The 21,459-nt window shown below is 64.3% G+C and carries 26 protein-coding genes and 1 tRNA gene; 13 read left to right on the top strand and 14 right to left on the bottom strand.

Annotation, left to right across the window (positions count from 1 at the left end; translation table 11 throughout):
- From IV113_RS22200 to IV113_RS22185, 4 genes are all read right to left on the bottom strand, one after another.
- Positions 1 to 839 (bottom strand): HD domain-containing protein (locus tag IV113_RS22200; protein WP_291089690.1); only part of this gene is annotated, 839 nt, incomplete at its 3' end.
- Between the two features lie 144 nt (positions 840 to 983).
- Positions 984 to 1,187 carry a DNA-directed RNA polymerase subunit omega gene (rpoZ, locus tag IV113_RS22195; protein WP_056272051.1) on the bottom strand — a complete coding sequence of 68 codons (204 nt, stop codon included), beginning with the start codon at positions 1,185 to 1,187 and terminating at the stop codon, positions 984 to 986.
- 28 nt (positions 1,188 to 1,215) lie between these two features.
- Positions 1,216 to 1,836, bottom strand: a complete 621-nt coding sequence (gmk, locus tag IV113_RS22190) for a guanylate kinase (RefSeq protein WP_291089686.1) — start codon at positions 1,834 to 1,836, stop codon at positions 1,216 to 1,218.
- Between the two features lie 103 nt (positions 1,837 to 1,939).
- On the bottom strand, positions 1,940 to 2,872 hold the full coding sequence (locus IV113_RS22185; RefSeq protein ID WP_291089683.1) for a YicC/YloC family endoribonuclease: 933 nt from the start codon (positions 2,870 to 2,872) through the stop codon (positions 1,940 to 1,942).
- A 60-nt stretch (positions 2,873 to 2,932) separates the two neighbouring features.
- On the opposite strand from IV113_RS22185, the gene IV113_RS22180 reads away from it, so the two are divergent.
- From IV113_RS22180 to hemW, 5 genes are all read left to right on the top strand, one after another.
- Positions 2,933 to 3,940 carry a serine/threonine-protein kinase gene (locus tag IV113_RS22180; RefSeq protein WP_291089680.1) on the top strand — a complete coding sequence of 336 codons (1,008 nt, stop codon included), beginning with the start codon at positions 2,933 to 2,935 and terminating at the stop codon, positions 3,938 to 3,940.
- On the top strand, positions 3,937 to 4,836 hold the full coding sequence (locus tag IV113_RS22175) for a protein phosphatase 2C domain-containing protein (protein ID WP_056272039.1): 900 nt from the start codon (positions 3,937 to 3,939) through the stop codon (positions 4,834 to 4,836). Before IV113_RS22180 ends, IV113_RS22175 begins: the two co-directional genes overlap by 4 nt.
- A gap of 9 nt (positions 4,837 to 4,845) precedes the next feature.
- On the top strand, positions 4,846 to 5,583 hold the full coding sequence (gene rph, locus IV113_RS22170) for a ribonuclease PH (RefSeq protein ID WP_291089670.1): 738 nt from the start codon (positions 4,846 to 4,848) through the stop codon (positions 5,581 to 5,583).
- On the top strand, positions 5,580 to 6,203 hold the full coding sequence (gene rdgB, locus IV113_RS22165) for an RdgB/HAM1 family non-canonical purine NTP pyrophosphatase (protein ID WP_291089667.1): 624 nt from the start codon (positions 5,580 to 5,582) through the stop codon (positions 6,201 to 6,203). The genes rph and rdgB overlap by 4 nt, the downstream gene beginning before the upstream one ends.
- A gap of 89 nt (positions 6,204 to 6,292) precedes the next feature.
- Entirely contained in the window at positions 6,293 to 7,474 is a 1,182-nt protein-coding gene (gene hemW, locus IV113_RS22160) for a radical SAM family heme chaperone HemW (protein WP_291089696.1), read from the top strand.
- Positions 7,475 to 7,480: 6 nt separating this feature from the next.
- On the opposite strand, the gene IV113_RS22155 is transcribed toward hemW, so the two are convergent.
- Together IV113_RS22155 and IV113_RS22150 are read right to left on the bottom strand one after the other, a co-directional pair.
- Positions 7,481 to 8,839 carry a heavy metal sensor histidine kinase gene (locus tag IV113_RS22155; protein ID WP_291089664.1) on the bottom strand — a complete coding sequence of 453 codons (1,359 nt, stop codon included), beginning with the start codon at positions 8,837 to 8,839 and terminating at the stop codon, positions 7,481 to 7,483.
- A complete protein-coding gene (locus tag IV113_RS22150; RefSeq protein ID WP_291089661.1) occupies positions 8,836 to 9,516 on the bottom strand; it encodes a heavy metal response regulator transcription factor in 681 nt (226 codons plus the stop codon). The genes IV113_RS22155 and IV113_RS22150 overlap by 4 nt, the downstream gene beginning before the upstream one ends.
- Before the next feature lie 205 nt (positions 9,517 to 9,721).
- Here IV113_RS22150 and IV113_RS22145 point away from each other — a divergent pair, with 205 nt between their 5' ends.
- Positions 9,722 to 10,177, top strand: coding sequence for a DUF4148 domain-containing protein (locus tag IV113_RS22145; protein ID WP_291089659.1), 456 nt, complete (start codon positions 9,722 to 9,724; stop codon positions 10,175 to 10,177).
- 201 nt (positions 10,178 to 10,378) lie between these two features.
- Here the strand turns inward: IV113_RS22145 and IV113_RS22140 are convergent, their stop codons facing one another.
- Both IV113_RS22140 and IV113_RS22135 read right to left on the bottom strand, forming a co-directional pair.
- Positions 10,379 to 10,570 (bottom strand): hypothetical protein, encoded by a 192-nt coding sequence (locus IV113_RS22140; protein WP_291089656.1) that lies wholly within the window; start codon positions 10,568 to 10,570, stop codon positions 10,379 to 10,381.
- Positions 10,567 to 10,902 (bottom strand): hypothetical protein, encoded by a 336-nt coding sequence (locus IV113_RS22135; RefSeq protein WP_291089653.1) that lies wholly within the window; start codon positions 10,900 to 10,902, stop codon positions 10,567 to 10,569. Before IV113_RS22135 ends, IV113_RS22140 begins: the two co-directional genes overlap by 4 nt.
- Before the next feature lie 356 nt (positions 10,903 to 11,258).
- On the opposite strand from IV113_RS22135, the gene IV113_RS22130 reads away from it, so the two are divergent.
- The gene (locus IV113_RS22130; protein ID WP_291089693.1) at positions 11,259 to 11,849 is read left to right on the top strand and encodes a TetR/AcrR family transcriptional regulator; all 591 of its coding nucleotides are present in this window, start codon (positions 11,259 to 11,261) and stop codon (positions 11,847 to 11,849) included.
- A gap of 34 nt (positions 11,850 to 11,883) precedes the next feature.
- On the opposite strand, the gene IV113_RS22125 is transcribed toward IV113_RS22130, so the two are convergent.
- Entirely contained in the window at positions 11,884 to 12,960 is a 1,077-nt protein-coding gene (locus tag IV113_RS22125; protein WP_291089650.1) for a porin, read from the bottom strand.
- 241 nt (positions 12,961 to 13,201) lie between these two features.
- On the opposite strand from IV113_RS22125, the gene IV113_RS22120 reads away from it, so the two are divergent.
- The 6 genes from IV113_RS22120 (at position 13,202) to IV113_RS22095 (ending at position 18,869) form a co-directional block, all read left to right on the top strand.
- The gene (locus IV113_RS22120; RefSeq protein WP_291089648.1) at positions 13,202 to 13,756 is read left to right on the top strand and encodes a TRAP transporter small permease; all 555 of its coding nucleotides are present in this window, start codon (positions 13,202 to 13,204) and stop codon (positions 13,754 to 13,756) included.
- Positions 13,753 to 15,033 (top strand): TRAP transporter large permease subunit, encoded by a 1,281-nt coding sequence (locus IV113_RS22115; RefSeq protein WP_291089646.1) that lies wholly within the window; start codon positions 13,753 to 13,755, stop codon positions 15,031 to 15,033. The genes IV113_RS22120 and IV113_RS22115 overlap by 4 nt, the downstream gene beginning before the upstream one ends.
- Before the next feature lie 89 nt (positions 15,034 to 15,122).
- Positions 15,123 to 16,130: a TRAP transporter substrate-binding protein gene (locus tag IV113_RS22110; RefSeq protein WP_291089643.1), complete on the top strand. Its 1,008-nt coding sequence runs from the start codon at positions 15,123 to 15,125 to the stop codon at positions 16,128 to 16,130.
- 39 nt (positions 16,131 to 16,169) lie between these two features.
- Positions 16,170 to 17,003, top strand: coding sequence for a ThiF family adenylyltransferase (locus IV113_RS22105; RefSeq protein WP_291089640.1), 834 nt, complete (start codon positions 16,170 to 16,172; stop codon positions 17,001 to 17,003).
- Between the two features lie 41 nt (positions 17,004 to 17,044).
- Positions 17,045 to 17,971 carry a 4-hydroxyphenylpyruvate dioxygenase gene (locus tag IV113_RS22100; protein WP_291089638.1) on the top strand — a complete coding sequence of 309 codons (927 nt, stop codon included), beginning with the start codon at positions 17,045 to 17,047 and terminating at the stop codon, positions 17,969 to 17,971.
- Positions 17,972 to 17,975: 4 nt separating this feature from the next.
- A complete protein-coding gene (locus IV113_RS22095; protein ID WP_291089635.1) occupies positions 17,976 to 18,869 on the top strand; it encodes a sugar phosphate isomerase/epimerase family protein in 894 nt (297 codons plus the stop codon).
- 44 nt (positions 18,870 to 18,913) lie between these two features.
- Here IV113_RS22095 and IV113_RS22090 read toward each other — a convergent pair.
- The 5 genes from IV113_RS22090 to IV113_RS22070 all read right to left on the bottom strand — a co-directional run.
- Positions 18,914 to 19,001: transfer RNA gene (locus IV113_RS22090), tRNA-Ser, on the bottom strand.
- Between the two features lie 24 nt (positions 19,002 to 19,025).
- On the bottom strand, positions 19,026 to 19,709 hold the full coding sequence (gene ureG / locus IV113_RS22085; protein WP_291089632.1) for an urease accessory protein UreG: 684 nt from the start codon (positions 19,707 to 19,709) through the stop codon (positions 19,026 to 19,028).
- A complete protein-coding gene (locus tag IV113_RS22080) occupies positions 19,706 to 20,425 on the bottom strand; it encodes an urease accessory protein UreF (protein ID WP_291089629.1) in 720 nt (239 codons plus the stop codon). The genes ureG and IV113_RS22080 overlap by 4 nt, the downstream gene beginning before the upstream one ends.
- The gene (gene ureE, locus IV113_RS22075; protein ID WP_363318652.1) at positions 20,412 to 20,927 is read right to left on the bottom strand and encodes an urease accessory protein UreE; all 516 of its coding nucleotides are present in this window, start codon (positions 20,925 to 20,927) and stop codon (positions 20,412 to 20,414) included. Before ureE ends, IV113_RS22080 begins: the two co-directional genes overlap by 14 nt.
- A gap of 11 nt (positions 20,928 to 20,938) precedes the next feature.
- Positions 20,939 to 21,459, bottom strand: a 521-nt coding sequence (locus IV113_RS22070; protein WP_291089626.1) for an amidohydrolase family protein, incomplete at its 5' end; no start/stop codon positions are given.

Genomic DNA, 21,459 nt, shown 5'->3' with positions numbered 1-21,459 from the left:
ACCTGCGAGAACGACAGGTGCTTGTTGTCCATCTTGCGGTAGACCGAGTACAGCGTCTTCTCGCGGCCCATGATGCGCACGCTCAGGCCCTGGCGGGCAAACACGCTCTCCACCTCCTTCTGCACGCGGGAAATCAGGTCGCGGCGGCGGTTGCGCGATTTGTTGAGCGCCTTGGACAGCACCTCGTAGCGCCAGGGATGCAGGAATCGAAACGCAAGATCCTGAAGTTCGCGGTAGGTGAAATTCAGGCCCAGCCGGTGCGCAATCGGCGCGTATATCTCCAGCGTCTCGCTGCTGATGCGCTGCCACTTGCTGCGCGGCATGTCGCCCATGGTGCGCATGTTGTGCGTGCGGTCGGCCAGCTTGATCAGGATGACGCGCACGTCCTTGGCCATGGCCAGCAGCATTTTGCGAAACGACTCGGCCTGATTCTGCTCTCGGGTGTCGAACTCCAGCTTCTCCAGCTTGGTAAGCCCGTCCACCAGTTCGGCCACCGGTGCGCCAAAGCGCTCCACCAGTTCTTCCTTGGTCACGCCGCAGTCTTCGATGGCGTCGTGCATCAAGGCCGACATGAGTGCCTGCGCGTCGAGTTTCCATTCAGCGCATTGGGCCGCCACTGCAATCGGGTGGGTGATGTAGGGATCGCCGTTCTTGCGCAGTTGCCCCAGGTGGGCTTCGTCTGCAAAACGGTAGGCTTGCCGGATGCTTTCGATGTCACCTGGGCTCAGGTAATCCAGTTTCGCGAGCAAGCCGGCGAAGCTGGCTGCGGCCGCGCTGGCGGCTGGGTGCGCCTGGTCGTCCGCAGAGGAATTGAAGCCCTTGTCGGCCATGGTGATCATCCCGGTACTTTAGCTTGAGATGACGTCTACTGCAGTGAGGCTGATCCCGGCCGCATCAATGTCTGTGATAGTGTGATGACAGAACGATGCGTAGGCGAAAAAAAACACCGCAATGCGGTGTTTTTTGATGAAGCGGCGCTCAGGTCAGAGCGGCACCTTCTTGAGCATTTCCAAACCGATCTTGCCTTCGGCAATTTCGCGCAGCGCGGTCACGCCCGGCTTGTTTTTGCTTTCAATCTTGGGTGCATGACCCTGGCTCAACATGCGTGCGCGATAGGTTGCGGCCAGCACGAGCTGAAAGCGGTTGGGAATCTTTTCCAGACAATCTTCGACGGTGATGCGTGCCATGGGCGGGCTCCAGTAAACGGGCTTGGGATCAGAGGATGTTGAGCGCTTTGAAGGTATCGCCGCGGGCGATACGCTGGGCTGCGAACTTGAGCCGCTGTGCATGGACGATGGCCTTGAGATCAAACAGGGCCCGCTCGAACAACTCGTTAATTATAACGAAGTCGAACTCTCGGGCATGGGTCATCTCGGTGGCGGCGTTCTCCAACCGCAGCTCGATCACCTCGGCAGAGTCTTCCGCCCGGCGCTCCAGGCGGGAGCGCAGTTCTTCCCAGCTGGGCGGCAGAATGAAGACCAACACGGCGTTGGGGAAGATGCGCTTGACCTGGATTGCACCTTGAAAGTCGATCTCCAGCACCACGTCGGCGCCTTGCGCCATGCGTTGCTCGATGGCCATCTTGGACGTGCCGTAGCGGTTGCCATGCACCATGGCCCATTCCAGGAAAGCGCCCTGGATGACCATGTGATCGAAGGTTTCCTTGCTTACAAAGTAGTACTCGCGGCCGTGTAACTCTTGGCCACGGGGGGCGCGCGTGGTGTGCGAGACCGAGGGCACGACGCGCGAGTCGAGTTCCATCAAGGCCTTCACCAAGCTGGATTTGCCTGCCCCGCTGGGGGCTGCGACGACGAACAGGTTTCCGGGATATTCCATTACGAGATACGAAGTTGTGTTTTGCCGCCGGGCCGTCCCAAGGCGAAACGCGCCCCCTTGGGGGGCAGCGACCCGCGCAGCGGTGGAGCGTGGGGGTCGTGCTTCACTCTATGTTTTGTACCTGCTCGCGCATCTGTTCGATGAGCACCTTCATGTCCACCGAAATGCGGGTGAGTTCGAGGTTGGAGGACTTCGAACCCAAGGTGTTGGCCTCGCGGTGCAACTCCTGGATCAGGAAATCCAGCCGCTTGCCGACCTCAGCCCCCTTTTTGATCAGCCGCTCGATCTCGGTGAGGTGCGAGTCAAGCCGGGTGAGTTCCTCTGCCACATCAATGCGGATGGCGAACGCCGTGGCCTCGGTCAGGGCGCGGTCGTTGGCCATGTCGGACGTGACCGTGTTGCCCGTTGCCGACGGTCCTCCGGCGGCCAACGCTTCGTTCCAGCGATCGATGAAGCGCTGGCGCTGCTGCGCCACCAGTTGGGGAATGAGGGGTTGCGCATCCTTGGCCAGTTGCCTCAACTGACCCAGGCGGTCCAGCAGCATGGCCGCCAGACGCTTGCCTTCGCGCTCGCGTGCTTCCATGAGGTTGTTGATGGCCGTGTCGGCCAAAGACTGCAGGCCTTCGTTGAGTTCGCCGGGGTTGCCTTGCTGGCGCGAAGTGAGCTGCAGCACCTCGGCCACCGACAGGGGGCTTGCGGTGGGCAGCCAGGCGCGCACGTTGTCTTGCAGGCCAACCAGCTTCTGGAGCTCAAGGGCGCTGGGCGAGCGCGGCATGGCATCACTGCGGCCTTCGATCCAGGCGCGAACCTCGACTTTGCCGCGTTTCAGGCGTGAGATCAGCAGCTCGCGCAGGGCGGGTTCCGATCCGCGAAGGTCGTCGGGAAGCTTGAAGGTGAGGTCGAGAAAGCGGCTGTTGACCGAGCGAATCTCCAGGCCCAGACCCGGCTTGGGATCGCGCGCCGGCTCTGCGTTCGCGGCCGTTGCGGGCCCGCCCAGGTGGGCCGTTGCATAGCCGGTCATGCTGTAAACTGCCATTGCACTTTGCCCGTCAGGTTGAGTGGTCCAAAACGAGGCGTTCCGGAAACCATCCGAATTATGTCAAAGGTCAAACCCGCTCCGCTTCCGCCGGACACCGTGATTGGTGGTTACCGCATTGTTCGAAAACTGGCAGCGGGTGGCTTTGGCGTCGTTTACCTCGCGGTGGACACCGAAGGCCAGCAGGTCGCGGTCAAGGAGTATCTGCCTTCGTCACTGGCCACGCGGGGGCCTGGCGAACTGCTGCCACAGGTGCAGCCCGAGAAGCTCTCGCTCTACCGCCTGGGTCTGAAAAGTTTCTTTGAAGAAGGCCGGGCGCTGGCCCAGATTTCTCACGCCTCGGTTGTCAGCGTGCTCAATTTTTTCCGCGAGAACGAGACCGTGTACATGGTCATGAACTTCCTGGAAGGCGCATCGCTGCAGGAATTCATCATCACGGCGCGCGAACAGAAAAAGCAGAAGGTCTTTCGCGAATCGACCATCCGCTCGCTCTACGACGAGGTCTTGCGAGGCCTGCGCATCGTGCATCAGCACAAGATGCTGCACCTGGACATCAAACCGGCCAACATCTTCGTGACCGACGACAACCGCTCGGTGTTGATTGACTTCGGTGCCGCGCGCGAGGTGCTGAGCAAAGAGGGCAACTTCATTCGCCCGATGTACACGCCCGGCTTTGCCGCGCCCGAAATGTACCGACGTGACTCCAGCATGGGCCCATGGACCGACATCTACGCGATTGGCGCCTGTATTTACGCGAGCATGCAGGGCTATCCACCCAACGATGCGCCGCAGCGGCTCGAAAAAGACCGCCTGTCGTTGGCGTTGTCCCGCCTGCGCGGCGTGTACTCCGACAACCTGATCGAGGTGGTCGAATGGTGCATGTCGCTCGATCCCTTGTCGCGTCCGCAATCGGTGTTTGCGCTGCAGAAAGAACTCAGCCGCGAAACCGAGCGCAGTTACACCAAGCTCACGGTGGCCGAAAAGATGCGACTGCAGTTTGACAACATCGTGTCGGACAACAAGAAGGTCATGCGCAAATCCACCAACGCCGGCACCAAGTTTCGATGAAATTTTCGGTCTATCAGATCAGCCGCCAAGGTGGGCGGGAGCGCAATGAAGACCGCATGGGCTATGCCTACACCCGTGAATCAGGCCTTTTCGTGCTGGCCGACGGCATGGGCGGCCATCCCGAAGGCGCCATGGCCGCTCAGTTGGCCCTGCAGACGTTCTCGGCCTACTTTCAGAAGGCGGCCAATCCCACGGTGAGGGAAGTGCCCGAGTTTCTCTCCAGTGCGCTGATGGCCGCGCACCACCAGATCATTCGCTACGCCGCTGAGAAGGGCATGCTCGACACGCCCCGCACCACGCTGGTGGCCTCCGTCATGGAGCGGGGCCATGTGTACTGGGTGCACTGTGGCGACTCACGGCTGTATGTGGTGCGCAACGGCGAAATGCTCACCCGCACGCGCGACCACTCCTACATGGAGCAGCAGGCCCATCTGGGCCGGGCCACCGAGCACATCAATCGCAACATTCTGTTCACCTGCCTGGGCTCACCCGCCAAGCCGGTGTTCGATCTGTCGGGGCCCGTGCAGTTGCTTCAAGGTGACCGCGTGCTGCTGTGCTCCGACGGTTTGTGGGGCACGGTGACCGACGAGGAGATCACTTCCGAGTTGTCCAAGCGCCCGCTGGAGCAGGCCGTGCCCGAACTGGTCGAGCTCGCCCTCAAGCGGGGCGGCCCGCGCTGCGACAACGTGACCGTGCTCGCCATGGAATGGGAGACGGCTGACGAGTTCCAGAGCACCCGCGTGTCCACCGAGGACATCGAGGACGGCGTGTTTGCCTCCACCATCCAGTCGGGCACGCCCGACTCGACCATGGAAGATCTGGACGACGCGGCGATCGAACAATCGATCGCCGAGATCAACGAAGCGATTCGCCGCACGGCCGAACGCAACACCTGAGGTTTTCCCATGAGTGAAGTTTCCCGACCCGGCCAACGGGCCGTCGATGCCCTGCGCCCTGTGCGCATCACCCGCAGCTATACCATGCACGCCGAGGGCTCGGTGCTGATCGAGTTCGGCCACACCAAGGTGCTGTGCACCGCCTCGGTGGAAGAAAAAGTGCCGCCGCACAAGCGCGGCAGCGGTGAAGGCTGGGTGACGGCCGAGTACGGCATGCTGCCGCGCGCCACACACACCCGCAGCGACCGTGAAGCCGCCAAAGGCAAGCAAAGCGGCCGCACGCAGGAAATCCAGCGCCTGATCGGCCGCTCGCTGCGCGCGGTGTTCGATCTCAAGGCGCTGGGTGAGCGCACCATCTCGCTCGACTGCGACGTGATCCAGGCCGACGGCGGCACCCGCACCGCGAGCATTACCGGCGCCTTCGTGGCCGCGCACGATGCGGTGTCGAAGTTGATCGCCGACGGCAGAATAGCCACCTCGCCCATCAAGGACCACGTGGCTGCGATCTCGGTGGGCATTCTGCAAGGCACGCCGCTGCTGGATCTGGAGTACGTGGAAGATTCGGCCTGCGACACCGACATGAACGTGGTGATGACTGGCGCCGGGCATTTTGTGGAAGTGCAGGGCACAGCCGAGGGCGTGGCCTTCACGCGCCGCGAGATGGACGCGTTGCTGGCCTTGGCCGAGAAGGGCATCGGCGAACTCGTGACCTGGCAGAAGCAGTCACTGGATATTGCAAAGGCATGAAACTGGTCCTGGCGTCGAACAACCAGGGCAAGCTTGCCGAGTTGCGGGCGCTCTTTGCGCCGCTGGGCATCGAGCTGGTGCGTCAGCGCGATCTGAACATTCCCGAAGCGCCCGAGCCGCACCGCACCTTTGTGGAAAACGCATTGGCCAAGGCGCGCCACGCCGCGCAGGTGAGCGGCCTGCCGGCGCTGGCCGACGATGCCGGGTTGTGTGTGGAAGCTCTCGGCGGCCTGCCCGGTGTCGACACGGCTTACTACGCCACGCAGTTTGGTTACGCGAAAGGCGACGACAACAACGTGCGTGCGTTGCTCGAACAGATGCAGGGAGTGAGCGACCGCCGCGCCGCCCTGGTGAGCACGCTCGTGGCCCTGCGCAGCGCCGACGACCCCGAGCCTCTGGTGGCCACGGGACGCGCGCCCGGCCTCATCACGCAGCGGCCGATCGGCGAGAACGGCTTTGGCTTCGACCCGGTGATGTACCTGCCGGCCTTCGGCAAAACCTTTGCCGAGCTGCCTACCGGGGTGAAGAACGCCAACAGTCACCGCGGGCGTGCCGCCCGCCACATGCTGGAGTTGATGCGCGAACGCTGGTTCGCGCCTGCGCCGGTCGCTGCACCATGAGTGCCGACAAGCCGGTGTCCTGGCCAGGTGGTCTGCCGGGCCACAAGACGGTCAAGCCCGATGTGCCCTGGAACGATGTGGGTCACTGGATGCGCCCGGGCACGCTGCAGCTGCAAAGCCTGCCGCCGCTCTCGCTCTACATTCACTTGCCGTGGTGCCTGAAGAAATGTCCGTACTGCGATTTCAACTCGCACGAATGGAGCGCCACTTCCGAGCCTGACCAGCCGCTGCCCGAATCGCGTTATCTGGACGCCTTGCGCGCCGATCTGGAAGCCTCGCTGCCACTCATCTGGGGTCGCACGGTGCACAGCGTGTTCATTGGCGGTGGCACACCCAGCCTGTTCTCACCCGCGGCCATCGACCGATTGCTGGGCGATGTGCGCGCCCTGCTGCGGCTCGACGCTGATGCCGAGATCACGCTCGAAGCCAATCCGGGCACGTTCGAGAAAGACCGTTTCCGCGCGTTTCGCGAGGCGGGCGTGACGCGCCTGTCCGTCGGCGTGCAGAGCTTCAACGACGTGCACCTCAAGGCGCTGGGTCGCGTGCACGATCGCGACCAGGCCATGGCCGCGGTGGAGGAGGCCGCGCAGGCCTTCGACACCTTCAACCTCGACCTCATGTACGCGCTGCCGGGGCAGACCCTGGCCGACTGCGAGACCGACGTGCGCACCGCACTCGCCTTCTCGCCGCCGCACATTTCCATCTACCACCTCACGCTGGAGCCCAACACCTACTTCGCCAAGTACCCGCCGGCCCTGCCGCCCGAAGACGAGGCCTGGGACATGCTCGACCGCATCACCGAACTCACCGGCCAGGCGGGGCTGCAGCGCTACGAGGTGTCGGCCTATGCGCGTGCGGGGCACCGCTGCTGGCACAACACCAACTACTGGCAGTTCGGCGACTACCTGGGCATTGGCGCAGGCGCGCACAGCAAGCTGAGCTTTGCCCATCGCGTGGCGCGCCCGGTGCGCGTGCGCGAGCCGCGCCTGTACATGGAGCGGGCGCTCGAGGGCAACGCTGTCGTGAGTGCCGACGAAGTTTCGCGCGCCGAGCTGCCGTTTGAATTCATGCTCAATGCCATGCGGCTCAAGGAAGGATTTTCCCTGCAGCAGTTCATGGAGCGCACCGGCCTGCCGCTCTCCAGCATCGAGCCGGGCTTGGCACAGGCATTGCAAAAAGGCTTGATTGCGCGCGATGCGGCGCGGGTGTGGCCCACCGAGCGCGGCTTCGATTTCCTCAGCGACCTGCAGGCCCTGTTTCTGGCGGACTGAAGCTGCTCAGGCCGCGTGCAAGCTGAATCCCACGCGGGTGGTGCCACCGCTGGACTCGGCAGCGGGGAAGCCATCGTGCATGCGGGCGATGGCGGCCACGATGGACAGGCCCAGGCCATGGTGCGGTTTTTCGAGCTCGCAACGCGATGCATCGGCCCGGAAGAAGCGATCGAACAGGCGCGGCAGGTGCTCGGGTTCGATCGAGGGCCCCGTGTTCTCCACCCACAGCCGCACGCTGTCGCCCGATTCGCGTGCGATGCGCACACACAGATTCGTGCCGGTGTCGGCGTAGCGGATCGCGTTGCCCAGCAGGTTGGACAAGGCGCGCTTGACCAGCGGTTCGTCGATGGACAACCGGGTGTCGCCCTCGATGCTCACCGTCAGTCCGCGCTCCTCCATCGGCGCTTCATGGAACTCGACCACCTGTTGCACCAGTTGCGCCAGGCTCACCGCCGCGCCGCGCCGCGCCTTCACGCCGCGATCAGCCTGCGCGAGAAACAGCATGTCGTTGACGATGGCCGCCATACGGTGCAACTCTTCCAGGTTGGAGTGCAGCGTGTCTTCAAGCTCGCCGACACTGCGCTCGCGGCTGAGCGCCACCTCGGTGTGGCCAATGAGGTTGGTCAGGGGCGTGCGCAGTTCATGGGCCACGTCGGCGTTGAAGCCTTCGAGCTGCTCGTAGGTCCGCTCAACCCGGTTCATCAGGCCGTTGAACTGGTCGATCAACGGTTGCAGTTCCTCGACCGGTTCGGCCAGGGTGAGCCGCTGACCCAGGCGGCGCGCGTCGATGGCCTTGGTCTGCCCAGCCAGATCGATCAGGGGCCGCAGGCTGCAGCGCACGCGCCAGAAGGTGCCCCAGCCCACAAGCGCCGCACCGGCCAGCACGGCAGCGATGAGCAGCAAGGCCATGCGTTTGATGGTCTTGGCGTCTTGCGTGCAGTCCAGTATCACGGTGCCTTGCAAGGGACCGGCACCGCTGACCGGCTCGACCGTGAAAGGCATGGTGCGCGAGACCGAGGTGGTCACGTCGAAGGTGGGTGCCTTGTCGCGGTAGAGCTCGCTGCCATCGGCGCGCTGAACCTGCACGAAGGTGCCCGGGCGGCGTTCGGCCAGCCAGGCGAGCTTGGCCTTGATCTCGGCCTCGCCGCCCTTGGCGTCGGCGTCCCGCACCACGTCGACCAGCACAGCCGAGTAGCCGCGCAGTTCTTCCTCGTGCTTGTCGGTGAACAGCATGGTGGTCGCGCCGTAGATGAACGCCAGCAACACGCCCAGGCCGATCACGGTCTGGATCGCCAGCAGTATCGACAGGCGCCGGCCGATGGAGTAGGCGCACGGCACGGTGGAAGGCATGGCTTGCGAACTCATGCCCGCTCCTCCAGCACATAGCCCATGCCGCGCACGTTGTGCAGCAGCTTGGGTTTGAAGGGATCGTCCATCTTGGAGCGCAGGCGGCGCACGGCCACTTCCACCACATTGGTGTCCGAGTCGAAGTTCATGTCCCACACCTGCTCGGCAATGGTCGTGCGCGACAGGATTTGCCCCTTGCGCCTTGCCAGCAGCGCGAGCAACGAGAACTCCTTGGCGGTGAGATCCAGCCGCTGCCCGGCGCGCCAGGCCTTGCGGCTGAGCAGGTCCATTTCCAGGTCGCTCACCGCCATGCGGGTGTTGGCGGTTTCGGTGGCCGCCGGGCCCCGGCGCAGCAAGGCACCCACGCGAGCGAGCAGTTCGGAGAAGGCAAAGGGCTTGACGAGGTAGTCATCGGCACCGGCCTGCAGGCCTTGCACGCGGTCCTCCACGCGGTCGCGTGCGGTGAGCATGAGCACCGGCGTGCCGCGCTTCTCGCGCAAGGCCGCCAGCACGCCGAAACCATCGATGCCCGGCAACATGATGTCGAGCACCACGAGTTGGTAGTCGCCTTCCAGCGCGAGGTAGCGGCCTTCGATGCCATCGCGCGCCACGTCCACCGTATAGCCGGCCTCGGACAGGCCACGCTTGACGTAGTCAGCGATCTTGGCTTCGTCTTCAATGACCAGCACTCGCATTGGCAGGAGTCCATAGGGATTGAGGGCAGGGGCGTGTCACCCCTGGGGAGAAGCCCAAATTGTCGTGGAAATGGCCTTTTTTCTGTATTACGAATTTGTCATTCTGGCGTTCGGGAAACGACAACCTTGGTTTTTAAAGTTCTTCCTGTGCCAAACACAAAGCGGCACACCAGTCTCCTCCCCAACGCTCTCACAAGGACTCATCATGAAACTCTCGACCACCATCCTCCTGCCCCTGATCCTCGCCGCCACCGCCGGTACCGCCATGGCCCAGAACGCCCCGCTGACGCGCGCCGAAGTGCAAGCCCAGGCCATCGCCGCCCGCGACGCCGGCCAATTGCCCGACGGCACCATCGTGAAATTTGAAGTGCCCGCTGGTTCCACCGTCACCCGCGCACAAGTGAAGGCCGAACTCGCCGAAGCCCGTCGTCTGGGCCAACTGGCTGACACGGACATCGTGACCTTCAATGTGCCCACCGGCCCCGGCAAGACCCGCGCGCAAGTGCTGGCCGAACTCAATGAAGCCCAGCGCCTGGGCCTGGTTGACTTCGCCGACAACAAGTACCCCGTCGTGGCCACACCCGAGCAAGCCGAACAGATTCGCCAAGCCGGCCTGCGTGCTGCCGATGGCATGACCGTTGGTCAACTGAACCAGCAGTGATGCGGTCGACCCGTGCGGCGGGAGGCTCAGCCGTCAGATTGACGGACGTGTCCCGCCCGGGTCGGGTTTTCTTCACCTCACAGGGCCCATGCCCATGAATGTTCAAACGCTTCAGATGCAGAAACACCAACGGGCCTCACGGCCCGTTGGTGTTTCTGGCGTTCAGATCTGAAACAGAACCTCAGCCGTCGACGCCAGCGGTCAGTTCATGCGCCACAGCTTCGACGTTCGCGAAAGCAGCAGTTGCGCGCGCAGACGGACGATTTCACCGGACAAGGCTTGCACCTCGGTCTCCTTCTCGCGCAGCAGTCGGGAGATGCGGTCCTGGAGGGTGCCCAGATGGCGGGTCAGGGCAGCGTGTTCCCGCAGCACCCCCGCATGCATGGCGCTCATTGCACCGTGGACGCCGTGGTGTGCCAGAGGCGTCGCTCCGGCAAGAGGTCATCGTTGTGCGAGGATTGCGCTGCCGACCCGTCGCTGCCCATCACCAGCGTGTCCCAATGCTGGTGCATGCGCTGAAGCACGGTGCGAAAGCTCGGCGTGAGCCCCGGGTGTTGGCCCAGAAAAAACAGGTTGGAGCGGATTTTTCTGCCCATGAGATCGCGCTGGGTGGCGCAAGCGCTCTGGGCGTGCCCCGTCATCAGCGCCAGCGTGCCGGCCAGCATGGCCTCGGTACAGGGCAGCACATGTTCTTCGTCCTCAGGCAGTTCGGTATCGGTGTTCACGGCGGTCTCCAGACAGGGTTTTGACATCGCAACAAGGGGTGAGCGGTGCTGGCTGCCGGTCCGGATTCGAAAGTGGAGAGGGACCTGGGATGGCTTGCGAGGTCATCTTAAATGAGAATTGATCGCATTTGAAGTGGGTCGAGTGGAATGTTTTGCAAGCGGGTGTTTCCTGTGCGAAAGAGGATGTCAACGCGCCTCGCGGCCACGCGCATCGGCGCTTCTATACTTCGGGAATGAACGACGCAGTACATTCCCTCACCGCCAAATCCGCAGCGCCTTTGCCCAAGGGCGCGGGAGTTGTTGGCGCGCCATCGGGGACCGGCGTCACAGGGCGCACCAACGACCCGGCGCGGACCATGGCCGAGATCCTGAAGGTGGCCACCCACGAGTTTGCGGACAAGGGCCTGGCCGGCGCGCGCATCGACGAGATTGCCGCGGCCACGCGCACCAGCAAGCGCATGATTTACTACTATTTCGGTAGCAAGGAAGGTTTGTATGTCGCGGTGCTGGAGGAGTCCTACCGCCGGGTCCGGAGCATCGAGAGCGAATTGAAACTGGAAAATCTGCAGCCTGAGGAAGCCTTGCGCACCCTGGCGGGATTCACCTTCGACCACCACAACGGCAACCAGGATTACGTGCGGTTGGTGATGTCGGAAAACATGTTGCGCGGTCAGTACATCGCCCAGAGCAAGAGCATCCAGGCGTTGAACGTGCCAGCCATCCAGTCCATCCGAAACCTCTACGACCGAGGCGTGGCCGAGGGCGTGTTTCGCCCCGGCCTGGACCCCATCGACATCCACGCCAGCATCTCCGCGCTGTCCTTTTTCAATGTGTCCAACCAGTACACCTTCAGCCAGATCTTCAAGCACCAGGTGCAAGACCCCAAGGTGCTGGCGCAGCGCCGCGCCAACGTGATCGACATGGTCGTGCGCTACGTGCGCGCCTGAAAAAAAGGCCCATCTCCTGCGATGGGCCGTTCCCTCAGAAGGCCGTGCGCATGCCGAGCTGGACCACGCGTTTCTGGCTGATGTGGTCCTTCAGATCGCCAGTGGCGATGGAAATGCCGGTGTACAGGAAGGTGTTCTTGGACAGCCCGTAGCGGGCGGCGAGTGCCAATTTGCCCAGATCCGCTTCGTTGGCCGCCGCGCTCTTGTAGGTGGCCCGGGTGTAGTTCAGGCCGACAGTGGTCTGACCCAGGGGGACTTCCACACCCACGGTCACACCGTCGTTCTGGTTCATCGTGAAGGTGGTGTCACCGGTCACGATCAGGTTGCTCACGCCCACCGCGGCACCGTTGCCGCTGGTGGTGGTGAGGTCGCGGTTGCGCTGCAAGCCACCGAGCAGCTTGAAGCTGCCGAAGTTGTAGTTGGCCGACAGCGTCAGCGACTTGTTGGTGCTCGCGCCGCCGGTGCGGGGCTTGTTCCATTCGTACGCCAGGCCCACGTACAGCGGAGCCGCCGCGTACGCCACGCGTGCGCCGTAAAACTTGTCCGTCACGCCTTCACCAGGAGCCCATTGGAAGGCGCCGGTGAAGCCGCTCAGATTCGGGGTCTGGTACTGCACCGTGTTGTCGGCGCGCGGCGCATTGAGGAACACGGGCAGGTTGCGGCCCATGTTGGTCACCGACGTGGTGGGGTTGTTCACCAGCGCGTTGCCGAACGGGTTGCCCTGGCCCACCACCGAATCGCTCAGGATGTACTGGCGACCCAGTCGCAGTTCACCGGCCGCATCCGATGCCAGCGAAACGAAGATCTGGCGACCGAACGCGCGACCGCCCTGGGCAGCGGTTCCGTTGTCGGCCAGGACGCCCGATTCGAGCAATGCACCAGCCTTCAGGCCACCGCCGAGGTCTTCGTTCACGCGAATGCCCCAGCGCGAGCCGTTCAGGCCGTTGAGTGTGCCGTCGTTCATGGTGGTCAGGCTCTGTCCACCCGCCACGTTGCCGGCTTTGGCATTGGTCAGGTTCAGGTCGATCATGCCGAACAGGTTGACCGCCGACTGAGCGCTGGAAGCGCCTGCCAGGGTGAGCAGGGCCGCGGTGATGGCGATTTTTTTCATCTGTGTTCCTCTTTGGTTTCAACTGCGGTGCCCGGCAGTCGTTCGGGGTGCTGGCCCGGGAATGTCGGAAGCCGGTACAAGCGTGGCGCAGCGGACAAGAAGTTTGTACGAACTGGTTAGTTCTCAGATTGGTGCAAACCCTTGGTCATGCCGGTTGTCGTATTGAGGGCTAATGCCCGGGTTTTCCCTGAATAGCAAACTAACCAGTTCGTACAAAATGAACCCAAGAGGAGACAAACGCATGGTGCAAAAACTCATCGATCACTACTGCCGGCTGTTGTCGGTGGCCATGGTCGGCTGCCTCGGCCTGATGGTCGTCCTGGTGTTCGGCAATGTCGTGCTGCGCTACGGCTTCAACAGCGGCATTGCGGTGTCGGAAGAACTGTCGCGCTGGCTGTTCGTCTGGATGACGTTCATGGGCGCGCTGGTGGCCATGCGCGACCGCGCCCACCTGGGCACCGACACGCTGATCTCGCGTTTGCCGCTGGGCGGCAAGAAACTGTGCATGGTCATCGCCCAGTTGCTGATGCTCTTCATCTGCTGGCAGATGTTCGTCGGTGCCTGGGACCAGACGGTGGTGAACCTCGGCACCACCAGCGCGGTCATGGAGGTGTCCATGGCCGGCTTTTATGCGAGTGGTGTGGTGTTCGCCGTGATGGCGGGGCTGGTGGTCCTCAACGACCTCTACAAACTGCTGAGCGGGCAATTGAGCGAGGCAGAACTCATCGGCGTGCGCGAGTCAGACGACATGCCCACCGGACACCCTGAAAAACCACCGGCTGGAGACAAGCCATGACCATCGCCATCTTCCTCGGCGCCTTGCTGGGTGCCATGGCGTTGGGTGTGCCGATCGCCTTTTCCCTGCTGCTGTGCGGTGCCGCCCTGATGTGGCACCTGGACATCTTCGACGCGCAGATCCTCGCGCAAAACGCGATCGAAGGCGCGAACAGCTTTCCGTTGCTGGCCGTGCCGTTCTTCATGCTCGCCGGCGAGATCATGAATGCGGGGGGTCTTTCGCGGCGCATCGTGCACTTCGCCATGACCCTGGTGGGTCACGTGCGCGGCGGGCTGGGCTACGTGGGCATCATCGCCGCGGTGATGCTGGCGGCGCTCTCGGGCTCGGCGGTGGCCGACGCCGCGGCGCTGGCGGCCCTGTTGCTGCCGATGATGAACAAGGCCGGCTACGACAAGGCGCGCTCGGCGGGCCTGCTGGCCTCGGCCAGCATCATTGCGCCAATCATTCCGCCCAGCATCGGCTTTGTGGTGTTCGGTGTGGCGGCCAACGTGTCGATCTCCAAGCTCTTCATGGCCGGCATCTTTCCGGGCCTCCTGCTGGCGGCCGCCCTCTGGATCACCTGGTGGATCCTGATGCGCAAGGACGACATTGCGCCAGCCAAGCGCGCCAACCGCCATGAAGTGCTCTCTTCCCTGAAGGACGCGACCTTCGCACTGGTCCTGCCGCTGATCGTGGTGGTCGGTCTGAAGTTCGGCGTGTTCACCCCCACCGAGGCGGCGGTGGTCGCCGCGGTGTACGCGCTCTTCATCTCCACCGTGGTCTACCGGGAGCTGCGCCTGAGCCAGCTGTACGGCTTGTTCCTGGCGGCGGCCAAGACCACCTCGGTGATCATGTTTCTGGTGGCCGCGGCCATGGTCTCGGCCTGGCTGATCACGGTGGCCAACCTGCCGGGTGAACTGGTCTCGGTGCTCGAGCCGATTCTGGACAACCCCACGATGCTGCTGGTCGCCATGATGGTGTTGACCATGATCGTGGGCACCGCGATGGACATGACGCCCACCATCCTGATCCTCACGCCGGTCTTCATGCCGCTGGTGAAGGCCGCCGGCATCGACCCGGTGTACTTCGGCGTGCTGTTCATGATCAACAACGCCATCGGCCTGATCACGCCGCCGGTGGGCACGGTGCTCAGCACGGTGGCCGGCGTCGGCAAGATGAGCATGGACCAGGTCACGCGCGGCGTGTGGCCTTTCATGCTGGCCCAGTTCGCCACGATGTTCCTGCTCATCATCTTCCCCGACCTGGTGCTGGTGCCTGCGCGCTGGCTCTACGGCTGAGCCTTCCGGGGCGGGTGCTGCATGGGCACGCCACCACCCGCCTCCTTCATTTCGAGCGTCCCGATTTCGCCACCCCAGGAGACACAACCATGAAACGCTTTTTCCTCAAGACCGTGCTCGCCGCCGCCGCACTGGCCACCCTGGCTACCGCAGGCATGGCGCAGGCGCAGACCCGCACCATCAAGTTCGTCAATCAGAACGCCAAGGGCCATCCCATCGTGATGGGCATGGAGAAGTTCGGCGAGATCGTCGAAGCCAAGTCGGGCGGACGCTTCAAGGTCAATATTTTCCCGGGCGGTGCGCTCGGCAGCGACCAGGCCAACCTGTCGGCCATGCAGGGCGGCACGCTGGAGATGGCGTCGATGAACTCGGGCATCTTCGCCAGCCTGGTGAAGGACTTCGCCATCTACGACTTCCCCTTTCTCTTTGCCAACGCGCGCGAAGCCGACGCCGTGGTCGACGGCCCCTTCGGCAAAGGCCTGCACGACAAGTTGCAGGAGAAGGGCCTGGTCGGCCTGGCGTATTACGAGCTGGGCTTTCGCAACATCACCAACGGCAAGCGCCCGATCAACAAGGTGGAAGACATCGCCGGTCTGAAGCTGCGCGTGATCCCCAACCCGATCAACGTCGACTGGGTCAGCGCGCTCGGCGCCAACCCCACGCCGCTGCCTTTCCCGGAACTGTACGCAGCGCTGGAGCAGAAGGCGGTGGACGGACAGGAGAACCCGCTGGCCACGATCCAGGGCGCCAAGCTGTTCGAAGTGCAGAAGCACCTGGCCATCACCAACCACCAGTACAACCCGCAGTCGGTGGTGGTGAGCAAGAAGTTCTGGGACACGCTGTCGGCTGACGACAAAAAGCTGTTGCAGGACGCCGCCGCCGAATCGGCCAAGTACCAGCGCGAGCAATCCCGCAGCGCACAGGCCACCACGCTGGAGAACCTGAAGAAGAGCGGCATGCAGGTCACCGAGCTGCCACCCGCCGAAGTGGCGAAGTTGCGCGAGAAGATGAAGCCGGTGCTGGCCAAGCACACCGCCAGCGTGGGCGAAGCCACCGTGAGTGCCATGATGAGCGAGCTGGACAAGCTGCGCAAGTAAGCACGACGGCATGAAAGAAGTCCCGCCCTGGTGTCTCCCATGATCAACGGCCTCACTGAAATCATTGCCCACATCGGCTACCCGACGCACACCTTCAAGTCGCCGATGATCTACAACCCGTTCTTCGAGCGGGAAGGGATCAACGCGGTGGTGGTGCCCATGGGCTGCAAGACGCCGGACTACCCCGCGTTCCTGCGGGCCGTGTTCAAGCTCACCAACATCCGTGGCGCGCTCATCACCATGCCGCACAAGGTGGTGACGGTGGATCTGGTGGACGTGGTCACGCCCACCGTGAAGGTGGCGGGCGCCTGCAATGCCGTGAAACGGCTGCCCGACGGGCGCCTGATGGGCGACATGTTCGACGGCGCCGGCTTCGTGCGCGGCGTGCAGCGCAAAGGCCTGAAGCTGCAGGGCGCGCGGGTGCTGGTGGTGGGCAACGGGGGTGTGGGTTGTGCCATTGCCGCGTCGCTGGCCGCCACCGGCGTGGCCCGGGTCTCGCTGTTCGATGCGCAGGCCACCGTGTGCGAAGCGCTGGCCCAACGCCTCAAGAGCGAGTACCCCGACATCGAGGTGGTCACCGGCAGCAACGACCCGGCCGCACACGACCTGGTCGTCAACGCCACGCCCATGGGCATGAACGACGGTGACCCGCTGCCCATGGACGTGTCGCGCCTGTCACCCGACACCTTTGTGGGCGAGGTGGTCATGAAGTCCGAAATGACCGCCTTCCTGCGCGCTGCGCAGGCGCGGGGCTGCCCGGTGCAGATCGGCACCGACATGCTGTTCGAGCAGATACCGGCCTACCTGGAATTCTTCGACCTGCCCACCGCCACCGCCGAGACACTGCGCAGCGTGGCGCGACTGAGCTACTGACAGCCTGCGTTCTTCATCCCACCCATCGGAGGCCACCGACCATGAGCGACTTCCTGACCACGCGCGATCCAAGCCGCGAACCCCTGCAGCCTTCGTTCGGCGACCCGGACAATCCTGTGGGTCTCGATGGTGTGGAGTTCATCGAGTACGCGACCGCCAAACCCCAGGCGCTTGGCCAGGTGCTGGAGATGATGGGTTTTCGCCCGGTGGCCCGCCACCGCTCGCGCGAGGTGCTGCTGTACCGCCAGGGTGAGATCAACATCGTGGTCAACTCATCGCCGCTGGACTCCAAGGCCGCCAGCCACGGTGCCGATGTGCCTGCCATTTCCGCCGTGGCCCTGCGCGTGCGCGATGCCCGGGCGGCCTACCAGGCCGTGCTGTCGCGCGGCGCCTGGCCCGTGCACACCCACCCGGAAGTGATGGAGCTCAACATTCCGGCCATTCACGGTGTGGGTGGCAGCCGCATCTATTTCGTGGACCGCTACCGAGAGTTCTCGATCTACGACGTGGACTTCGTGCCCATTCCCTCGGTGGACCAACACCCGCCGGCCACCGCCGGCATCGAATTTTTCGGCATCGTGCAGTACATCGGTGCTGACCGGGCCGTGGACTGGATCGAGTTCTACGGCGAGCTCTTCGGCATGACGCCCATCCCCGACGAAGAGCGTTACGGGATCCTGCCCAAGGGCAAGCTGCTGATGGCGCCGGCCCTGCACCCGGCCAACCGTTTCATGCTGCAACTGGTGGAGCCCGACATCAACGTGCGGGACAGCTCCGAAAAATTCCAGCGCATCGGCCTGGGTGTGCCCGATGTGCTGGCCGCCGTGCGCGCCTTGCGGGCGCTGGGGCTGGACTTCGTCGAGACCGAGCAGGCCCACAGCGAAGGTCGGGGCGCCATATCTCGCACCTACCTCGGCTCGGTGGCCTTCGAGCTGGTGCACGGTGCGCCTGGTAACCATGTCGGGTGAGGCCATGGCCGCTCAACACAACCCGTCGATCCAGGCCTTCGGCATGGACACGATCACCCTGGCCGGCCCGCTGGAGGCCAAGCTCGAAGCCATGCAGGACGCCGGCTTCTCCCAGGTCATGCTCAAGGCCAACGACCTGGTGGGACACCCCAACGGCTGGAAGGCCGCCGTCAAAGCGGTGCACCGCAGCGGTCTGCGCGGCACGGGCTTTCAGGTGCTGCGCGACTTTGAAGGCCTGAGCGGCCATCTGCACGACTACAAGGTCGAGATCGCCAAACAGATGCTGGAGATGTGCGCCGAGCTGGGTTGCGACGTGCTGCTGGCGTGTTCGTCCACCTCGCGCCACGCCGGCACCGACCTCGACCAGATCGCGCGCGACCTGCGCAAGCTGGCCATGCTGGCGATTCCGCACGGCATCAAGATCGCGTTCGAGGCGCTGTCCTGGGGCCGCACCATCAACGAATTCCCGGTGGCCTGGGACGTGATCACCCGGGCCAACTGTCCCAACCTCGGTCTGGGGCTGGACGCCTTCCATCTCTTCGCCAGCAACACGGCGCTGGAGGAAATCGACCTGCTCGATCCGCAGCGCATCTTCCTGGTCCAGCTCGCCGACTTCATGTGGCAGGAAACCCCGACCTTCGAGGAGCGCATGACCACCGCCCGCACCTTCCGCGTGTTCCCGGGCGAGGGGGTGCACACCGAACAACTGGCCGCGCTGGTGCTGTCGCTGGAACGCCTGGGCTACAGCGGCGACTACAGCTTCGAGGTGTTCAACGACGACTACCTGCAGCTGCCCTTGCCCTTCGTGGCCGAACGCGCCAGGCGCTCGGCGCTGTGGTTGGCCGAAGACGTGCTGCGCCTGTCCATGCCGTTGCCGAACCAGATCCGTCTGCGCTGAGGCCAGAAAAAAGGGCCTTGATTGCTCAAGGCCCTTGAATTCGTTGGCGGAGACTGTGAGATTCGAACTCACGGACCCTTGCGGGTCGGCAGTTTTCAAGACTGCTGGTTTAAACCGCTCACCCAAGTCTCCGGATGCGTCGGCAATGGCGGGATTTTAGCCTGCGACGGCCGCGGCTTCAGGCTGCGGCTTGGGCAGCAGGCCGCGCGTCTCGATGAAGCGCACCACCTCGTCCACGCCGGCCAGCGTCTTGAGGTTGGTCATCACCCAGGGCCGGCGCACGCTGTCGGGGCGCATGCGCGCGGTGTCGGCCTTCATCACTTCGAGGTCGGCGCCCACGTGGGGAGCGAGGTCGGTCTTGTTGATGACGAAGAGGTCGCTCTTGGTGATGCCGGGACCGCCCTTGCGCGGGATCTTCTCGCCCGCGGCCACGTCGATCACGTAGATGGTGAGGTCGCTGAGTTCGGGGCTGAAGGTGGCGGCGAGGTTGTCGCCGCCGCTCTCGATGAACACCACGTCGGCGTCGGGGAACTCACCCAGCATGCGGTCGATGGCCTCCAGGTTGATGGAGGCGTCTTCGCGGATCGCGGTGTGCGGGCAGCCACCGGTCTCCACGCCCATGATGCGTTCGGCCGGCAGCGCGCCGCTCACGGTGAGGATGCGCTGGTCTTCCTTGGTGTAGATGTCGTTGGTGATGGCGATCAGGTCGTAGCGGTCGCGCATGGCCTTGCAGAGCATCTCCAGCAGCGTGGTCTTGCCCGAGCCGACCGGGCCGCCGATGCCCACGCGCAGCGGGGGCAGTGTCTTGGTGCGGCGGGGGATGTGGTGCAGCGGTGTCATGAGCGGAAGAGGCGTGAGTACTGGGTTTCGTGTCGGGCGGAATGGATGGCCAGCAAGGGCGTGAAAGCCTGGCGGTCATTGTCGTGCAGGGCGATGGCGTGGTCCACCGCGGCCGGTATCTGCTGCGCCAGGCGCGCGAGCATGCGCTGGCCGGCGCTCTGGCCCAGCGGCACCGACTTGATGGACGCCTGCACCATGTTTTCGCACCAGCCGAAGGCGTAGCCGACCAGGCTGTCGTGCACGCTGGCGCCGGTGCTGGCGGCCGCACAGGCGCAGGCCACGGGGTAGGTGGGCGGGTCCAGGCGGGCGCTGTGCAATTGCTCGAATACGCCGGTGCCCAGCTCGCCGAGCTGGCGCGCCCACTCCAGTAGCGAGCGGCCCATCTGCTCGCTTTGCAGGCGGAATTCGAGCGTCTCGCGGGTCTGCAGCACCCAGTGGTTGAGTTCGGTGATGCGCGCCAGATCGTTCGCCCGCCAGGCGGGAATGGCCTGCGCCACCACCGCCAGATCGCTGCGTGCGAGACCCAGGTGCAACTGGTCGGTGAGCCAGGCGGCAGCGCTCGATTCATCGTGCACCAGGCCGGCGTCGACTGCCGATTCAAGCCCTTCGGAATACGAGAAGCCGCCCACCGGCAGCGCCGGAGAGGCAAGCCAGAGGATCTGCAGCAGGCTGGCAGCCGAGCGGGGCGGCGCCTCCACCAGGTCAGCCGTGGTCATGGTTGTGGGTGTGCCCGTGGCCCGGAGTGGCGGCGTGGTGGGCCCCGTATGCGCCGGCCTCGGGCTCGAAGGGCTCGCGCACCTCCACCACCGTGAGGTGCATGGCGCGCAGCATGTCTGCCAGCACGTGGTCGGGCTCGATCTTGAGGTGGTCCGGCTGCAGTTCGATCGGCACATGCCGGTTGCCCAGGTGGTAGGCCGCGCGCATGAGGTCGAAGGCCTGCTCGTGGGCCGGGTGGTCGGGGCAGGCGGTGATGCGCAGCACCGCCTGCGGCGCGGCCACCACGCGCAACAGCGAACCGTCCTGCGTGAGCAGCACGTCGCCACCGCGCACCACGGTGCCACGCGGCAGGAAAACGCCCACGTGGCGCTCGTCGGAAGCCACCGCGTCGAAGCGGCTCTTCTGGCGGATGTCCCAGTCCAACTCCAGGTGCGCGGCACGCTGCACCATGCTGCGCGCCAGGCCCTGGCCTTGTGGAATGAGTTTGGAGACTTGCAGCATGGGATCGGGTGTCAGAACAGGAAGTAGCGTTGCGCCATGGGCAGCCGGGTGGCGGGCTCGCAGGTGAGCAAGACGCCGTCGGCGCGCACCGCGTAGGTCTGTGGGTCGATCTCCATCTTCGGCAGCAGGCTGTTGTGCACCATGCTGGCCTTGGTCACGCCGCGACAGCCGCGCACGGCCTCCTGCGTCTTCTGCAGGCCGTAGCGCTCGCCCACACCGGCGGCCAGCGCGGCCTGCGAGACGAAGGTGAGGCTGCTCTTGGCCATGGCGCCGCCGAAGCTGCCGAACATGGGGCGGTAGTGCACGGGTTGGGGTGTGGGGATGGAGGCATTGGGGTCGCCCATGGCGGCCAGCGCGATGCTGCCGCCCTTCAAGATGAGTGCGGGCTTCACGCCGAAGAACGCGGGCTTCCACACCACCAAGTCGGCCCACTTGCCGACTTCGAGCGAACCGACGACGTGCGAGATGCCGTGGGCAATGGCCGGGTTGATCGTGTACTTGGCGATGTAGCGCTTGACGCGGAAGTTGTCGT

Origin of the sequence: Hydrogenophaga sp. (assembly GCF_018780385.1) — a bacterium.
GTDB lineage: Bacteria > Pseudomonadota > Gammaproteobacteria > Burkholderiales > Burkholderiaceae_C > Hydrogenophaga.
Note: the sequence above shows the minus strand (reverse complement) of the source record. Positions and strands in the feature narration are given on the sequence as shown.

What these genes read in the sequence shown, in the direction of transcription:
- rpoZ (WP_056272051.1), bottom strand. Translation starts at nt 1,187, where the DNA reads ATGGCACGCATCACCGTCGAAGATTGTCTGGAAAAGATTCCCAACCGC.
- gmk (WP_291089686.1), bottom strand. Translation starts at nt 1,836, where the DNA reads ATGGAATATCCCGGAAACCTGTTCGTCGTCGCAGCCCCCAGCGGGGCA.
- IV113_RS22185 (WP_291089683.1), bottom strand. Translation starts at nt 2,872, where the DNA reads ATGGCAGTTTACAGCATGACCGGCTATGCAACGGCCCACCTGGGCGGG.
- IV113_RS22180 (WP_291089680.1), top strand. Translation starts at nt 2,933, where the DNA reads ATGTCAAAGGTCAAACCCGCTCCGCTTCCGCCGGACACCGTGATTGGT.
- IV113_RS22175 (WP_056272039.1), top strand. Translation starts at nt 3,937, where the DNA reads ATGAAATTTTCGGTCTATCAGATCAGCCGCCAAGGTGGGCGGGAGCGC.
- rph (WP_291089670.1), top strand. Translation starts at nt 4,846, where the DNA reads ATGAGTGAAGTTTCCCGACCCGGCCAACGGGCCGTCGATGCCCTGCGC.
- rdgB (WP_291089667.1), top strand. Translation starts at nt 5,580, where the DNA reads ATGAAACTGGTCCTGGCGTCGAACAACCAGGGCAAGCTTGCCGAGTTG.
- hemW (WP_291089696.1), top strand. Translation starts at nt 6,293, where the DNA reads ATGCGCCCGGGCACGCTGCAGCTGCAAAGCCTGCCGCCGCTCTCGCTC.
- IV113_RS22155 (WP_291089664.1), bottom strand. Translation starts at nt 8,839, where the DNA reads ATGAGTTCGCAAGCCATGCCTTCCACCGTGCCGTGCGCCTACTCCATC.
- IV113_RS22150 (WP_291089661.1), bottom strand. Translation starts at nt 9,516, where the DNA reads ATGCGAGTGCTGGTCATTGAAGACGAAGCCAAGATCGCTGACTACGTC.
- IV113_RS22145 (WP_291089659.1), top strand. Translation starts at nt 9,722, where the DNA reads ATGAAACTCTCGACCACCATCCTCCTGCCCCTGATCCTCGCCGCCACC.
- IV113_RS22140 (WP_291089656.1), bottom strand. Translation starts at nt 10,570, where the DNA reads ATGAGCGCCATGCATGCGGGGGTGCTGCGGGAACACGCTGCCCTGACC.
- IV113_RS22130 (WP_291089693.1), top strand. Translation starts at nt 11,259, where the DNA reads ATGGCCGAGATCCTGAAGGTGGCCACCCACGAGTTTGCGGACAAGGGC.
- IV113_RS22125 (WP_291089650.1), bottom strand. Translation starts at nt 12,960, where the DNA reads ATGAAAAAAATCGCCATCACCGCGGCCCTGCTCACCCTGGCAGGCGCT.
- IV113_RS22120 (WP_291089648.1), top strand. Translation starts at nt 13,202, where the DNA reads ATGGTGCAAAAACTCATCGATCACTACTGCCGGCTGTTGTCGGTGGCC.
- IV113_RS22115 (WP_291089646.1), top strand. Translation starts at nt 13,753, where the DNA reads ATGACCATCGCCATCTTCCTCGGCGCCTTGCTGGGTGCCATGGCGTTG.
- IV113_RS22110 (WP_291089643.1), top strand. Translation starts at nt 15,123, where the DNA reads ATGAAACGCTTTTTCCTCAAGACCGTGCTCGCCGCCGCCGCACTGGCC.
- IV113_RS22105 (WP_291089640.1), top strand. Translation starts at nt 16,170, where the DNA reads ATGATCAACGGCCTCACTGAAATCATTGCCCACATCGGCTACCCGACG.
- IV113_RS22100 (WP_291089638.1), top strand. Translation starts at nt 17,045, where the DNA reads ATGAGCGACTTCCTGACCACGCGCGATCCAAGCCGCGAACCCCTGCAG.
- IV113_RS22095 (WP_291089635.1), top strand. Translation starts at nt 17,976, where the DNA reads ATGGCCGCTCAACACAACCCGTCGATCCAGGCCTTCGGCATGGACACG.
- ureG (WP_291089632.1), bottom strand. Translation starts at nt 19,709, where the DNA reads ATGACACCGCTGCACCACATCCCCCGCCGCACCAAGACACTGCCCCCG.
- IV113_RS22080 (WP_291089629.1), bottom strand. Translation starts at nt 20,425, where the DNA reads ATGACCACGGCTGACCTGGTGGAGGCGCCGCCCCGCTCGGCTGCCAGC.
- ureE (WP_363318652.1), bottom strand. Translation starts at nt 20,927, where the DNA reads ATGCTGCAAGTCTCCAAACTCATTCCACAAGGCCAGGGCCTGGCGCGC.